At 72.5% G+C, this 14,096-nt stretch carries 11 protein-coding genes and 1 tRNA gene; 4 read left to right on the top strand and 8 right to left on the bottom strand.

Annotation, left to right across the window (positions count from 1 at the left end):
* Window positions 1-4 precede the first annotated feature (4 nt).
* Window positions 5-1,036, bottom strand: a complete 1,032-nt coding sequence (locus tag AB7F12_RS07390; protein WP_428499104.1) for an AraC family transcriptional regulator — start codon at window positions 1,034-1,036, stop codon at window positions 5-7.
* 69 nt (window positions 1,037-1,105) lie between these two features.
* Between AB7F12_RS07390 and AB7F12_RS07385 the strand changes: the two genes are divergently transcribed.
* Window positions 1,106-1,345: a DUF4242 domain-containing protein gene (locus AB7F12_RS07385; protein ID WP_428499103.1), complete on the top strand. Its 240-nt coding sequence runs from the start codon at window positions 1,106-1,108 to the stop codon at window positions 1,343-1,345.
* A 252-nt stretch (window positions 1,346-1,597) separates the two neighbouring features.
* Window positions 1,598-1,843, top strand: a complete 246-nt coding sequence (locus AB7F12_RS07380; protein WP_428499102.1) for a hypothetical protein — start codon at window positions 1,598-1,600, stop codon at window positions 1,841-1,843.
* A gap of 163 nt (window positions 1,844-2,006) precedes the next feature.
* Here AB7F12_RS07380 and AB7F12_RS07375 read toward each other — a convergent pair.
* Both AB7F12_RS07375 and AB7F12_RS07370 read right to left on the bottom strand, forming a co-directional pair.
* Window positions 2,007-2,083 (bottom strand) — tRNA-Pro (locus AB7F12_RS07375).
* Between the two features lie 35 nt (window positions 2,084-2,118).
* The gene (locus tag AB7F12_RS07370; protein WP_428499101.1) at window positions 2,119-3,057 is read right to left on the bottom strand and encodes a metallophosphoesterase; all 939 of its coding nucleotides are present in this window, start codon (window positions 3,055-3,057) and stop codon (window positions 2,119-2,121) included.
* Window positions 3,058-3,080: 23 nt separating this feature from the next.
* Here AB7F12_RS07370 and AB7F12_RS07365 point away from each other — a divergent pair, with 23 nt between their 5' ends.
* Complete coding sequence (locus AB7F12_RS07365; RefSeq protein ID WP_428499100.1) at window positions 3,081-3,548, top strand: GatB/YqeY domain-containing protein; 468 nt, start codon at window positions 3,081-3,083, stop codon at window positions 3,546-3,548.
* Window positions 3,549-3,651: 103 nt separating this feature from the next.
* Here the strand turns inward: AB7F12_RS07365 and topA are convergent, their stop codons facing one another.
* From topA to AB7F12_RS07340, 5 genes are all read right to left on the bottom strand, one after another.
* The gene (gene topA / locus AB7F12_RS07360) at window positions 3,652-6,513 is read right to left on the bottom strand and encodes a type I DNA topoisomerase (protein WP_428499099.1); all 2,862 of its coding nucleotides are present in this window, start codon (window positions 6,511-6,513) and stop codon (window positions 3,652-3,654) included.
* A 211-nt stretch (window positions 6,514-6,724) separates the two neighbouring features.
* A complete protein-coding gene (locus tag AB7F12_RS07355; protein WP_428499098.1) occupies window positions 6,725-7,321 on the bottom strand; it encodes a hypothetical protein in 597 nt (198 codons plus the stop codon).
* Between the two features lie 82 nt (window positions 7,322-7,403).
* Window positions 7,404-8,000: a hypothetical protein gene (locus tag AB7F12_RS07350; protein ID WP_428499097.1), complete on the bottom strand. Its 597-nt coding sequence runs from the start codon at window positions 7,998-8,000 to the stop codon at window positions 7,404-7,406.
* A 111-nt stretch (window positions 8,001-8,111) separates the two neighbouring features.
* Window positions 8,112-8,624 carry a hypothetical protein gene (locus AB7F12_RS07345; protein WP_428499096.1) on the bottom strand — a complete coding sequence of 171 codons (513 nt, stop codon included), beginning with the start codon at window positions 8,622-8,624 and terminating at the stop codon, window positions 8,112-8,114.
* A gap of 263 nt (window positions 8,625-8,887) precedes the next feature.
* Window positions 8,888-11,212, bottom strand: a complete 2,325-nt coding sequence (locus AB7F12_RS07340) for a sodium-translocating pyrophosphatase (RefSeq protein WP_428499095.1) — start codon at window positions 11,210-11,212, stop codon at window positions 8,888-8,890.
* Window positions 11,213-11,513: 301 nt separating this feature from the next.
* On the opposite strand from AB7F12_RS07340, the gene AB7F12_RS07335 reads away from it, so the two are divergent.
* Window positions 11,514-13,880 carry a DEAD/DEAH box helicase gene (locus tag AB7F12_RS07335; RefSeq protein WP_428499094.1) on the top strand — a complete coding sequence of 789 codons (2,367 nt, stop codon included), beginning with the start codon at window positions 11,514-11,516 and terminating at the stop codon, window positions 13,878-13,880.
* Window positions 13,881-14,096: the final 216 nt, after the last annotated feature.

Here is a 14,096-nt window from a genome sequence, read left to right as displayed (position 1 = left end):
ACCTTCACAGGTGGTGCGACGCCCGCCATGCCCCCGGCGCGCTCCCGTGGTGGCGCTTGAACGCCCGGCTGAACGCCTCCTCGGCGTCGTACCCCACGCGCCGCGCCACCCCCACCACCGACAGGTCGGTCGTCGCCAGGAGGTCGCGGGCCACGTGCATCCGCCACTCGGTGAGGTACCGGATCGGCGACCGCCCCAGGACGTCGCGGAACCGCGCGTCGAGCAACGAGCGCGACACCGCCGCCGCCTGCGCCAGGTCGGGCACGGTCCACTTGCGGCCCGGCTCGCCGTGCAGCAGCGCCATCGCGGGGGCGAGGACGGGGTCGCGCAGCGCCGCGATCCATCCCCGCTGGGCCACCGGCGCCGTCGCCAGGTGCAGGCGCAACACCTCGACCAGCAGCATCTCGGGCAGCCGCGTGGCCGGCGCGACACCGCCGTCGAGAAGACCGGCGCCCGTCTGCGCCAGCGCGTACGCGATGTTCGCCCGCACCCAGTCCGCCGCCGGCCCGGCGGGCGGGCGCACCACGAAGATCGGCGGGAACACCCGCAGCCCGGGATCGAACAACGGGTCGTCGCTGTGCAGGTATCCGCACACCACACCGGTGAGGCTGCCGCCCGCACCGTGGCGCAGCACCGGCATCTCCGCCCACGGCGGCGGCGACATGAACGTCTGGATCGGCACGACCTCCGCGTCGGCGGTCCCACCCATCCGGTGCTGGTCGCCGTAGGGCAGCACGATGACGTCGCCCTCCGCCGCCCAGTGCCGCTCCCCGCCGCCGACCGTGACCCAGCACCGCCCCGACGCCACCACGTGGAACAGCACCACCCGCGACTCGCCCGGCCGCAGCAGGTCCGCCGTCACCGGCCCCGACATCGACTCGTACGCCCACGGCTCCCGGTACTCCGCCCGCAAGAACACCGCGCCCTGCAGCCGTAACCGCTCCAATGCCGCATTCAGGGCCGCCGACGGACGTCTCGTGGGCGCCGGGTCAGGTTCACCGGTGCTGCGGTCATTCTCGACGTCGGTCCGCGCCATGAGACTCGATCCTGTCAGCACATGAGCGGCCCTCGGGCCGGGAGAAGGGAAACGACAATGCCCCTGTTCATGGATGTACACAACATGGACGGCTCGATCGACCCGGACGACGTGGCCAAGGCGCACCAGGCCGACCTGAGCGTCCAGGGTGCGCACGGGGTCGACTACCGGAGCTACTGGGTGGACGAGGCCAACGGCAAGATCTTCTGCCTGGTCGACGCGCCCTCCGCGGAAGCGGCCGCCACCGTCCACCGTGAGGCGCACGGCCTGGTCGCCGACGAGATCCATCCGGTCACCGAGGGGCGGTGACCGTCGGCCCAGGCCCACGTGGCCTGGGCCTTCCTCCGTCAGCGGCGCAGGGACCGACGGGCGACACCGGCGATCCCCGCGCCCGAGGAGTCCCGCGGCGAGCCCGAACGCCAGGTGGGACACCGCGGCCGGGCGCGAGCCCCGGCAACGACCCCGCGGGGCCGACCTCGACGCGAGCGCCGCGCAGCACGGGAATCACCAGCGACGAGATGGATCGGCGCGGCGGGCGTCACCGCCTTGGGCGGAGTGACGGTGACGGGCCCGAGCGAGTCGGCCGACCTCGCCCCGGCGGAGGTCGGTCAGGACCTGCTGCTCGCCGCCACCCGCCGCGGCACCGTCGAGCTCGCCGGCGTCGGCCCGCACCGGTCCGGGACCGACGGCTTCCTCCTCCGGATGCCCGGCATCCGGGACCTGCCGCGCACCATGCGGTACGCCGACCTGCCGGCAGCAGTCCCCCGATCGACGGCGCCGACGGCACCCCCGAGCCGGACGACGTGATCGACCTCGGCGACAGGTGCGCCCGGTCCGGCGTGACGCACGAGCCGTGCTGCTGCTCGAACACACACCCGACGGCAGGCGCACCGCGCCGCACCACCGGGTCCACGCACACTGAGAACCGCGCAACGACGAAGGCCCAGGTCGACTGACCTGGGCCTTTGTGTGGTCGGGGTGACAGGATTTGAACCTGCGACCTCTTCGTCCCGAACGAAGCGCGCTACCAAGCTGCGCCACACCCCGATTGCCCGCCGCCTTCCTGCGAGCCGTCCTGAACTCTACCCGACGTCCACAGCCGCCGACGCGGGGGTTCCCTGTTGCGCGACACGGCCGGTGGGACGCGCGACGAGTGTCAGCAACGACGCCTCCGGCGGGCACGCGAATCGCACCGGGGCCCACGGCGAGGTACCCAGGCCCGCCGACACGTGCAGCCAGGTGTGGGCACCCCAGCGGGAGGCGCCGCGGGCGCGGGAGCGGTCGATCCCGCAGTTGGTGACGATGGCGCCGACCCCCGGCATCCGCAGCTGTCCGCCGTGCGTGTGGCCGGCGAGGACGAGATCGCAGCCGTCGGCGGCGAACCCGTCGAGCACCCGCGGCTCGGGGGAGTGGGTGAGGCCCAGGCGGAGGTCGACGTCGTCGACACGACCCGCGATCCGCGGGTAGCGGTCCAGCCCGAGGTGCGGGTCGTCGACACCCGCCGCGCTGATCCGGACGCCGTCGATCGTCAGCGGCACCCGGTTGTGCGTGGCGTCGGCCCAGCCGCGCTCGACGAGCGCCGCCCGCAGGTCGCGCCAGGGCAGCGGGTCCCCGTGGAGGCGCTTCTCGTTGCGGCCCAGGTAGCGGGCCGGGTTCTTGGGTGTGGGGCCGAAGTAGTCGTTGCTGCCGAACACGAACAGACCCGGACGGTCGAGCAGTGGGCTCAGGGCGGCCAGGACCGACGGCACCGCCCGCGGGTGCGCGAGGTTGTCGCCGGTGTCGACGACGAGGTCCGGCTCCAGCGCGGCCAGCTCCGCCACCCAGCGCTGCTTCGACGTCTGGCCCGGCGTCATGTGCAGGTCCGACACGTGCAGGATGCGGACCGGGCGCGAACCCGGCGCCAGCACCGGCAGCGAGGCCTCCCGCAGCGTCCAGCGTCGCCGCTCCACACCCGCCGCATAGGCGAGTGTCGCGGCCCCGGTCGACGTCGCTCCGAGTGCGACTCGCGCCCAGCTCTTCACCCCGCCAGGGTACGTTCACGCCCGTGAGCGAACTCAAGCAGCGCCTCCGTGACGACCTGACGGCTGCCATGAAGGCGCGCGACGAGCTGGTCAAGGGCACCCTCCGGATGACGCTGACCGCGATCGGCAACGCCGAGGTCGCCGGCACCGAAGCCCGCGAGCTCAGCGACGACGAGGTGCTCAAGATCATCGCCAAGGAGGCCAAGAAGCGCGCCGAGTCGGCCGAGGCGTTCTCCGCCGCCGGGCGGACCGAGCTCGCGGCGCAGGAGATCGCCGAGGGCGAGGTCCTGGCCGGCTACCTGCCCACGCAGCTCACCGACGACGAGCTGGCCGCCATCGCCACCGCCGCCGTCGCCGAGACCGAGGCGGAGCTGGGCGAGAAGCCCGGCCAGCGGCAGATGGGCCAGGTCATGAAGAAGGCCAACGCCGCTGCGGCGGGCCGCGCCGACGGCGGCCGGGTGGCCGCCGCGGTGAAGGCCCTGCTGGCCTGAACCGGCCTCTTACGCAGGAACGGCACTTTCCCGCAACCCGGTTGCGGGAAAGTGCCGTTCCTGCAGAACGTGGTGGAGGCCCCGGACGAGCCGGGACGCCCCGTCAGGACTCGGCGGTCGTCTTGCGCCGCGCCGGGGCCTTCTTCGTGGTCGTCGTGCTCTTCGAGGCGGCGGCCGTCTTCTTGCGGGCCGGGGCCTTCTTGACGGGCGCCTTGGCCCGACGGTCGGCGAGCAGCTCCGAGGCCCGCTCGTCGGTGATCTCCTCGACGCTGTCGCCCTTGCGCAGCGACGCGTTGGTCTCGCCGTCGGTGACGTAGGGGCCGAAGCGCCCGTCCTTGATCACCATCGGCTTGCCCGTGGCCGAGTCGTTGCCCAGCTCGCGCAGCGGCGGGGTGGCCGCCGCGGTGCGCCGGCCGCGCTGCTTGGGCTGCTTGTAGATCTCCAGCGCCTCCTCGAGGGTGACGGTGAACATCTGCTCCTCGTCGGTGAGCGACCGCGAGTCCGTCCCCTTCTTCAGGTACGGGCCGTAGCGGCCGTTCTGCGCGGTGATCTCGTCGCCGCTCTCCGGATCGGTGCCGACCAGCCGCGGCAGCGACAGCAACCGCAGCGCGTCGTCGAGCGTCACGGTCTCGACGCTCATCGACTTCAGCAGCGAACCCGTGCGCGGCTTCGGCTTGGCCGGGGCCTTCTTCCGGGTCGTCGTGCCCTCCGCGGGCGCCTCCGGCTCGGGCAGGATCTCCGTCACGTACGGACCGAAACGGCCCTCCTTCGCGACGATCTCGTGCCCCGTCACCGGGTCGGTGCCCAGCGAGCGGCCCTCCTGCGGCACCGAGAACAGCTGCTCGGCGATCTCCGCGGTCAGCTCGTCCGGCGGCAGGTCCTCGGGCAGGTTCGCGCGCTGCGAGGCCTCGTCGACCATCCGCTCCAGGTACGGCCCGTAGCGGCCGACCCGCACGACGACGTCGCGCCCCTCGGAGTCGGAGAACATCGGGATCGAGTTGACCTCGCGGGCGTCGATCTCCTCGAGGTTCACCCCGACGAGCTTCTTCAGGCCACCCGCGCGGGCGACCGACCCCTCGGAGCCCTGCGCGGCGCCGAAGTAGAAGCCGTTGAGCCACGCCGTACGGGAGTCGTTGCCGGACGCGATCGCGTCGAGCTCGTCCTCCATCGCCGCGGTGAAGTCGTAGTCGACGAGACGGCCGAAGTGGTGTTCCAGCAGCCCGATCACCGAGAACGCCACCCACGACGGGACGAGGGCGGAGCCCTTCTTCCAGACGTAGCCGCGGTCCTGGATCGTCTTGATGATCGACGCGTACGTCGACGGGCGGCCGATGCCCAGCTCCTCGAGCTGCTTGACCAGGCTCGGCTCGGTGAACCGGGCCGGCGGGTTGGTCGAGTGCCCGTCGGGGTTCAGCTCGGTGGCCGTGACGTCCGCGCCCTCGGTGAGGGTGGGCAACCGCGACTCGGCATCGTCGGCCTGGCCGTCGCTGCCGTCCTCGAGGGTCTCGACGTAGGCCTTCAGGAAGCCCGGGAACGTGATCGTGCGGCCCGAGGCGGCGAACGTCGCCTCCTCGCCCGTCGCGGCCGTGCCGACGATCCGCACGCTCATCGTCGTGCCCCGCGCGTCGGCCATCTGCGAGGCGACGGTGCGCTGCCAGATCAGCTCGTAGAGCCGGAAGTCGTCGCCGTCGACCTCACGGGCGATCTCGCCCGGGGTGCGGAACGTCTCGCCCGACGGCCGGATCGCCTCGTGGGCCTCCTGGGCGTTCTTGACCTTGCGCGTGTACTGCCGCGGCTGCGGCGACACGTACGCGTCGCCGTAGAGCTCGCGGGCCTGCGCGCGGGCCGCCTCGATCGCCGACGCCGACAGCGTCGTCGAGTCGGTACGCATGTAGGTGATGTAGCCGTTCTCGTACAGCCGCTGCGCGGTGCGCATCGTGCGCTCCGCGGAGAACCGCAGCTTGCGGCCCGCCTCCTGCTGCAGCGTCGACGTCATGAACGGCGCGTACGGCTTGCGGGTGTACGGCTTCGACTCGACCGAGGAGACCGTCAGCCCGGCCCCGTCGAGCGCCTCCGCCAGCCGGCGGGCCCCCGCCTCGTCGAGCGCGACCGCGTCGGACCTCAGCTGCCCGTCGGCCCCGAAGTCACGGCCCGTGGCCACCCGGTTGCCGTCGATCGCGACCAGGCGCGCACCGAACGTCCGCGGCGTGGCCTCGGCGCCCGCGTCGAGCGTGGCGGCGATGTCCCAGTACGAGGCAGAGACGAATGCCATCCGCTCCCGCTCGCGCTGCACGATCAGCCGCGTGGCCACCGACTGCACCCGGCCCGCCGACAGCTTCGGCATGACCTTCTTCCACAGCACGGGGGAGACCTCGTAGCCGTAGAGCCGGTCGAGGATCCGCCGCGTCTCCTGCGCGTCGACCAGGTCCTGGTCGAGGTCGCGCAGGTTCTCGGCCGCCGCGAGGATGGCCGACTCGGTGATCTCGTGGAACACCATCCGGCGGACCGGGACCGTCGGCTTCAACGTGTCGAGCAGGTGCCAGGCGATGGCCTCGCCCTCGCGGTCGGGGTCCGTCGCGAGCAGCAGCTCGTCGACCGACTTGAGCGCGTCGCGCAGCTCGGAGACCTTGCCCTTCTTCTCCGGCGTCACGATGTAGAGCGGCTGGAACTCGTTGTCGACGTCGACGCCCAGCCGGGCCCACGACTCGCCCTTGTACTTCGCGGGCACGTCGGCGGCGCCGCGCGGCAGGTCGCGGATGTGCCCGACCGACGACTCGACGATGTAGTTCTTGCCCAGATAGGGCGCGATCTTCTTGGCCTTGGTCGGCGACTCGACGATCACGAGCCGCCGGGTCGGACGACCCGTCGTCGTCGCCGTAGGGGTGCCGGTGCGCCGGCTTCCGCCCGCGGCGGGGGCGGAGTCGTCGTCGGCCCCTGCCTTCGAACGCGTCGTTCGGGTTGCCACGTGGTCCTACTCCATCGTCGCCGGTCGGCCCGTTCATCCGGGCCGCCGTCGGCTGCTCGATCACCCGTCCCCGTGCCGGGGAGCCGGATTCGCCAGTATCTCTACAACACCAGCACCGTTCGCCACGTTCGCACATTCACCGGGTGTGTTGCATCTGTCACGTCGTGATGCTGCGTGACGGACGGGAGCGTAACCAGGCCGTCAACAGCGATCACGAGGCACGGCCCCACCACCGCGGCCAGTCGGCCGCCGGGACCCGCTCCGGGACCGGCCCCACGAGCTCCACGAGCCTGCGGACCCGGGCCGCGCCGGAGATTCGCAACGCCGGAGCGTCCGCGGTACCGACCCGTGCCGGAGAGACACCAGCACGGTACGCCGCTGCGACCAGAGGGCGGTGGGTGTGCGGCGCCTCGGGGTCGAGCGCCAACAGATAGCCGCCCCGCACGTCGGCCCGGCCCGAGGCCAGCGCCCACAACCGCAGCACCGAGCCGTCGAGCTGCAGGTCGTCCGGGACGTGCTTGACGTCGTCGCGGCTCCAGGCCAGCGCCATCGACACCAGGTCGCACCGGAACGCCGACCGCAGCGACACCGTCCCGTCGTCGCCGGGTTCCGCCTCCAGTCGCAGGCCCGCCGCCGCCGCGGCGGCCCGCACCGCGCGGGCCCGCACCGCGTCGGTCACGGCGACACTCAGCCGTGCCGTCGTCCCACTGCCGAACCGCACGATGCGGCCCGGGCCGCACAGCAGCCCGGCCAGGTCGGTGCGCCGCACCGGCCGGGCCTCCGCCGAGAACAGCGACAGCTGAGCCACGCGCCGCACGGTAGAACATGCGTTCGATGAACGGGAGTTCGGCACGCCGGACCGGCGCCGTACGTCGCCCGACGGTGCGCCCTCAGCGGGCTCCGAGCTTCTGGCAGTTCGGAGCCGCGTCCGCCGCGCGGTTGAGCCGGACGAACGGCTTCGTGTCGCCCAGGCCGCCCCCGGACTGCGACAGCTTGCTCAACGAGTTCGTCGCGTCGGTCAGCGCGGCCTGGAACGCCGCCGCGTTGGTGGGGTCGACGGCGTCGACCTTCGTCTTCGCCTCCGTCAGGCTCGTCTCGAACTGCCCGTACAGGCCGTCGATACGCCCCACCACGTCGTCGCCACCCGCCACCGGTGACGCCCCGGCATCCTTGAGCTGCGTGCGCGACTGCTGCACCCCGGCCACCACCGCGCCCAGATAGTCGCTGAACGACTTTTTGATCGTCGGCAGGTCACGCGCGCCCGCCAGGTCCGGCACCTTCTGCGACGCGTCCAGCATCGGCTGGAACGACCCGCACACCTTGTCCATCCACGCCACCGGGTCGGCGCCGACGCCCTGCGCCGGCCGCGGCGCCGGATCGGCCGCGGCCGTTCCGGTCACGACGGACGAACACCCCCCGACCAGCAGCGTGAACGCCAGCGCGACGAGCGCGACAGCGGCGCGGAACGGCCTGGGGCGGCGCGGCATGCGTGGCTCCTGACGGGTCGAGCGGCAGCACTGCGCCCGCCAGTCTCCCCCACGCCCGCCGACGGGCGGGCGGGGGAGTCCCGGCCCGCCCGTCGGCACGCGGGTGTGGCGTCAGCCGTTCTGCTGCTGCAGCGCCTGGCAGTTCGCCGCCTTCGAGGCGGCGGCGTTGATGTCCGCGTTGCCGTTCAGGCCGCTCGTGTCGATCTTCGACAGCTCCTGGAGCGGGCTCAGCGCGTCGGTCAGCGCGCCGGTGATCGCCGTCGGGTTGCTGGTGTCGACGCCGTCGAGCTTCTGGCGGGCCTGGTCGAACGACGACTTCACCGAGGTCAGCGTCGTCTTCAGCTGGGTGACGACCTGGTCGCCACCGTTGATCGGCGACGGGCCCAGCTTGTCCATCGAGTCGATCGAGCTCTGGACGGCCGTGCTGGCCGTTCCCAGGTAGTCCTCGAGGCCCTGGATCGCGGAGTCGGGGTTCGACTGGTCGAAGTTCGGCTGCGTCTTCACCGCGTCGGTGAACGTGCTGATCGAGCCGCACAGGCCGTCGGCCCACTTGACGTCGGCGTCGCTCGGGCCGCCGCAGCCTGCCAGGACGGTCGCCGCCGCCGCGAGGGCGACGAACGACATCGTGAGGGATCGGGGGGTACGGCGCACGGAATGCTCCGGTTCTCTCGTGGGACAGGGCGGCGCGCATGCAGCGGAGCGAGGGCGCGGACAGTCGCAGCGAGGTTCTGACCTCGAACGGCGCATCGCCACCCTCCGGGGAGCTCCGACGCTCGGTGCGCCGCGGGCGCACGGACATTACTGGCACGCCCCGGACATGACGAAGGCCACCCACCCGAACGTGCGGGCGGATGGCCTCCGTCGTGACCTGCGGTGACAGGGTCGGACTAGCCGACCTGCTCCCCCACGGGGGTGTCCGCGATCGTCGTCGAACGACGCTTCGACACGACGACCGCCGCCACGATGATGGCCACCGCGACGAGCGCGATCGCGATCCGCAGCCCCGGCGACGCCGAGTCGCCGACCGAGAACATCACGATGGCCGGGGCGACCAGCACCGAGACCAGGTTCATGACCTTGATCAGCGGGTTGATCGACGGGCCGGCGGTGTCCTTGAACGGGTCACCGACGGTGTCGCCGATGATCGTCGCCTCGTGCGCGGGCGAGCCCTTCCCGCCGTGGTTGCCGTCCTCGACCAGCTTCTTCGCGTTGTCCCACGCGCCACCGGAGTTGGCGAGGAAGATCGCCATCAGGGTGCCGCACGCGATCGCGCCGGCCAGGTACCCGGCCAGCGGACCGACGCCGAGACCGAAGCCGACGGCGACGGGCGCGAGGATCGCGAGCAGACCGGGGGTGGCCAGCTCGCGCAGCGAGTCACGGGTGCAGATGTCGACGACCCGGCCGTACTCCGGACGGCTCGTGCCGGCCATGATGCCGGGGTCGCTGCGGAACTGGCGCCGCACCTCGAACACGATGGCGCCGGCCGCGCGGGTCACCGCGTTGATGGCCAGGCCCGAGAACATGAACACGACCGACGCGCCGATGATCACGCCGACGAGGGTGTTCGGGGAGAACACCTCGAACGCGAACGCCGTGCCCACGTCGGTCGCCGCGGCCCCGGCCTTCGCCAGCGCCTGCGTGATCGCGTCGCGGTAGGAGCCGAACAGTGCCGTCGCGGCGAGCACCGCCGTCGCGATCGCAATGCCCTTGGTGATCGCCTTCGTCGTGTTGCCGACCGCGTCGAGCTCGGTCAGGATCGCGACGCCGTCGCCCTCGACGTCGCCCGACATCTCCGCGATGCCCTGCGCGTTGTCGGAGACCGGGCCGAAGGTGTCCATCGCGACGATGACGCCGACCGTGGTGAGCAGCCCGGTGCCGGCGAGCGCGACCGCGAACAGCGCAACCGTGATCGACGCCGTGGCCAGCGCGAACGCGCCGAACACGGCAGCGCCGATGACGATCGCCGTGTAGACGGCCGACTCGAAGCCGATCGAGATACCGGCCAGGATGACCGTGGCCGAACCCGTCAGGGAGGACTCGCCGACGGTCTTGACCGGCTTGTCCTCGGTGCCGGTGAAGTAACCGGTCAGCCAGAGGATGACGCCCGCGAGCACGATGCCGATGATCACCGCGATCGAGGCGATCAGGCGCGGGTCGGACCCGGCCATCGCGGTCACGACCGAGGCGTCGGTCGGGACTCCCGCACCGTTGTTGCCCAGCAGGTTGAACGAACCCGGCAGGTACAGGTAGGCGGCGACGACACACAGCACCGCCGAGATCAGCGCCGAGATGTAGAAGCTGCGGTTGATCGCCTTCAGCCCGCCCTCGTTGGGTCGTGCCTTGGTGATGTAGACGCCGATCACCGCGGTGATCACACCGATCGCGGGGACGATCAGCGGGAACAGCAGACCCTGCAGGCCGAACGCCGCGCTGCCCAGGATCAGGGCCGCGACGAGGGTGACTGCGTAGGACTCGAAGAGGTCGGCGGCCATGCCCGCGCAGTCACCGACGTTGTCGCCCACGTTGTCCGCGATCGTCGCGGCGTTGCGGGGGTCGTCCTCGGGGATGCCCTGCTCGACCTTGCCGACGAGGTCGGCGCCGACGTCGGCGGCCTTGGTGAAGATGCCGCCGCCGACACGCATGAACATCGCGAGCAGCGCGGCACCGAACCCGAAGCCCTCCAGGACCTTCGGGGCCTCACCGGCGTAGGCGAGCACGACGACCGAGGCGCCGAACAGACCGAGGCCGACGGTGAACATGCCGACGACGCCACCGGTGCGGAACGCGATACGGGTCGCCTTCTCGCGACCACCCGGCTCGCGGGACGCGGCGGCGACGCGGATGTTGGCGCGCGTCGCGAGCCACATGCCGAGGTAGCCGATCAGCGCCGAGAACAGCGCGCCGACGATGAAGAAGAGGGAGCGCCCGATGCGCTCACCCCAGCCGTCCGCGGGGAGCGCGAAGAGCAGAACGAACACGATCACGACGAATACGCCGAGCGTGCGGAACATTCGATTGAGGTAGGCCGTGGCGCCTTCCTGGACCGCTCGGCCGATGTCCTGCATCTTCTCGGTGCCCTGGCCGTTGGCCAGAACCTCCCGGAGCAGTACGTAGCCGATGGCCAGGGCGGCGAGCGCGACCACCGCGACCACGCCGACGATGACGCGGTCGCCCGCGGCGAGGTCGATCGCCGCGAGGGTGGACGAGGGCATGCGTTCTCCTGGATCGTGCGGACACTGGTGCCAGGAACGCTGACTGACGACGACATCCCTGGCGTCACAGCCCGTCATCCCTGGTGACAGAGACGCCGGGCGTTGGCAGTGTAGGTGGGCAGGGTGATCTGGACCTCTATGGGTTGTCCCACACCACGGATGTGGTAACGGTTCGATCACAAGATCGGGTTGCTCCGGTCACGACGACCCGTCGGGGGCGCCTCCACCACGCTGTCGGTCCGGTGTGTCAACCTCGACGGGTTCGCCGTGCCGCGGCGGGCCGTTCGGGAGGAGGGCGCACATGTCGGTGACGTCCCCTGCCCCCGTCCCGGAGACGGTGCCGGGGCTCGGTGACCGGCTGCTCCGCCGGGTTCTCGCCGGCGCCGAGGCCGAGGTCGGCGACCCGCTCTGCCCGCTGCGCCACAGCGTCCGCCTCGAGGAACGGCACGGCCGGCCCGTGGCCTGGCCCGACTGGGTGCCCACGACGGTCGTCGACGCCCTGCGCACCGCCGGCGTCCGGCAACCCTGGTCGCACCAGGTCGAGGGCGCCGAACTCGCCCACGCGGGCCGCGACGTCGTCGTCGCCACCGGCACCGCGTCCGGGAAGTCGCTGGTCTACCAGCTACCCGTGCTCACCAGGTTCGCCTCCGACCGGCGCGCCACCGCCCTCTACCTCTCACCCACCAAGGCGCTCGCCGCCGACCAGCTGCGCGCCCTGAACGCCCTCGACATCCCCGACGTCCGCGCCACCTGCGTCGACGGCGACACCCCCGCCGAGGAACGCGACTGGGCGCGGCGCAACGCCCGCTGGATCCACAGCAACCCCGACATGCTGCACCGCTCGATCCTGCCGCGGCACGCGAGCTGGGCGACCTTCCTGCGCCGGCTCAGCTACGTCGTCGTCGACGAGTGCCACACCTACCGTGGCGTCTTCGGCTCCCACGTCGCCCTGCTCCTGCGCAGGCTGCTGCGCGTCGCCGCCCGCTACGGCTCCCGGCCGACGATCGTGCTCGCCTCCGCCACGGTCGCCGACCCCGGACCGTTCGCCACCGTCCTCACCGGCCGCGACGTCACCGCCGTCACCGACGACGGCTCGCCCCGCTCCGCCCGCACCGTCGCCCTCTGGGAACCGCCGCTGCTGCCCGAGCTCACCGGCGAGAACCTCGCCCCCGTCCGCAGGCCCGCCGGGGCCGAGGCCTCCCGGATGCTCGCCGACCTCGTCGTCGAGGGCGCCCGCACCCTCGCCTTCGTCCGGTCCCGCCGCGGCGCCGAGCTCACCGCGATGGGCGCCCGGCGCCTGCTCGCCGACGCCGCCCCCGACCTCTGCTCCCGCGTCGAGTCCTACCGCGGCGGCTACCTGCCCGAGGAGCGCCGGGAGCTCGAGTCGGCCCTCGCCCGCGGGCAGCTGCTCGGCGTCGCCAGCACCAACGCCCTCGAGCTCGGAATGGACATCGCCGGGCTCGACGCCGTCGTCGTCGCCGGGTTCCCCGGAACCCGCGCCTCCTTCTGGCAGCAGGCCGGGCGGGCCGGCCGCGCCGCCGAGGAGGCACTCGTCGTCCTCGTCGCCCGCGACGACCCCATGGACACCTACCTCGTGCACCACCCCGACGCGCTGCTCGGGGCCCCCGTCGAACGCTGCGTCCTCGACCCCACCAACCCCTACGTCCTCGCGCCGCACCTCGCCTGCGCCGCCGCCGAACTGCCCCTCACGGCGGCCGACCTCGACACCGACGGCGTCTTCGCCGGGACCCCCGCCGCGGCCGTGCTCGACGCGCTCGTCGACGACGGCGTCCTGCGCAAGCGGCCCACCGGCTGGTTCTGGCCGTCGACGCAGGACATGCCCGCAGGGTCGGTCGACATCCGCGGCTCCGGGCTCGGCCAGATCGCGTTGGTCGAGTCGGGCACCGGGCGGATGCTCGGCACCGTCGACGCCGCGTCCGCGCCCGCCACCGCGCACCCCGGCGCCGTGTACCTGCACCGCGGCGAGAGCTACGTCGTCGAGTCGCTCGACCTCGACGCAGGCCTCGCCCTCGTCCACGCCGAGACCCCCGACTGGCGCACCGACGCCCGCTCCACCGCAGACGTCGAGATCGTCGCCGAGCTGAGCCGCTCGGAACACGGCCCCGTGACCGTCAGCTTCGGGGAGACCTGCGTGACGACGCAGGTCGTCGGCTACCAGCGCCGCGCCCCCGACGGCAGGATCCTCGAGACGGTGCCGCTCGACATGCCCGAGCAGAACCTCGAGACCCGCGCCGTCTGGTACACGATCGACGACTCGGCGCTCGCCGACGCCGGAATCCTCCCCGCCCGTATCCCCGGCGCCCTGCACGCCGCCGAGCACGCGGCGATCGGCCTCCTCCCGCTCTTCGCGATCTGCGACCGCTGGGACATCGGCGGCATGTCGACCGCCCTGCACCCCCAGACCGGCCTGCCCACCGTCTTCGTCCACGACGGCCACCCAGGTGGTGCGGGCCTCGCCGAACGCGGTCACGGCGTGCTCGCCGAATGGCTCGGCGCGACCCGCGCCGCGATCGCGGAGTGCGGCTGTCGCACCGGCTGTCCGTCCTGCGTGCAGTCGCCGAAGTGCGGGAACGGCAACAACCCGCTCGACAAGGCCGGCGCGATCGTCGTGCTCGACCTGGTGATCGCAGCCCTGCGGACGAGCTGACCCATCGCGCGCGGCCTCGGCGCACGGGTTCCGCCGGCAGCGGGCGGCTGCGGGTCGAGCGCTGTCGGGCGCAGGCGCCCGGTGCCCTCGAGCCGCCGAGCTGCACCGCTGTCGAGCTGCACCGCTGTCGAGCGGCGCGCTGCGGGGGACCGCGGGGCGACCGCAGCAGGTCTGCGACACCGAGCCGGCTGGAAGAGGTGGCCGCCGCCGGCCGAC

The sequence above is a fragment of the Pseudonocardia sp. genome (assembly GCF_050250275.1).
Taxonomy (GTDB): Bacteria; Actinomycetota; Actinomycetes; order Mycobacteriales; family Pseudonocardiaceae; genus Pseudonocardia.
This window is presented reverse-complemented; position numbering and strand designations above follow the sequence as displayed.

Bases quoted from the DNA above. Each gene is read 5' to 3' on its own strand.
- AB7F12_RS07390 (WP_428499104.1), bottom strand. From the start codon at position 1,036: ATGGCGCGGACCGACGTCGAGAATGACCGCAGCACCGGTGAACCTGAC.
- AB7F12_RS07350 (WP_428499097.1), bottom strand. From the start codon at position 8,000: ATGCCGCGCCGCCCCAGGCCGTTCCGCGCCGCTGTCGCGCTCGTCGCG.
- AB7F12_RS07345 (WP_428499096.1), bottom strand. From the start codon at position 8,624: ATGTCGTTCGTCGCCCTCGCGGCGGCGGCGACCGTCCTGGCAGGCTGC.
- AB7F12_RS07385 (WP_428499103.1), top strand. From the start codon at position 1,106: ATGGATGTACACAACATGGACGGCTCGATCGACCCGGACGACGTGGCC.
- AB7F12_RS07340 (WP_428499095.1), bottom strand. From the start codon at position 11,212: ATGCCCTCGTCCACCCTCGCGGCGATCGACCTCGCCGCGGGCGACCGC.
- AB7F12_RS07335 (WP_428499094.1), top strand. From the start codon at position 11,514: ATGTCGGTGACGTCCCCTGCCCCCGTCCCGGAGACGGTGCCGGGGCTC.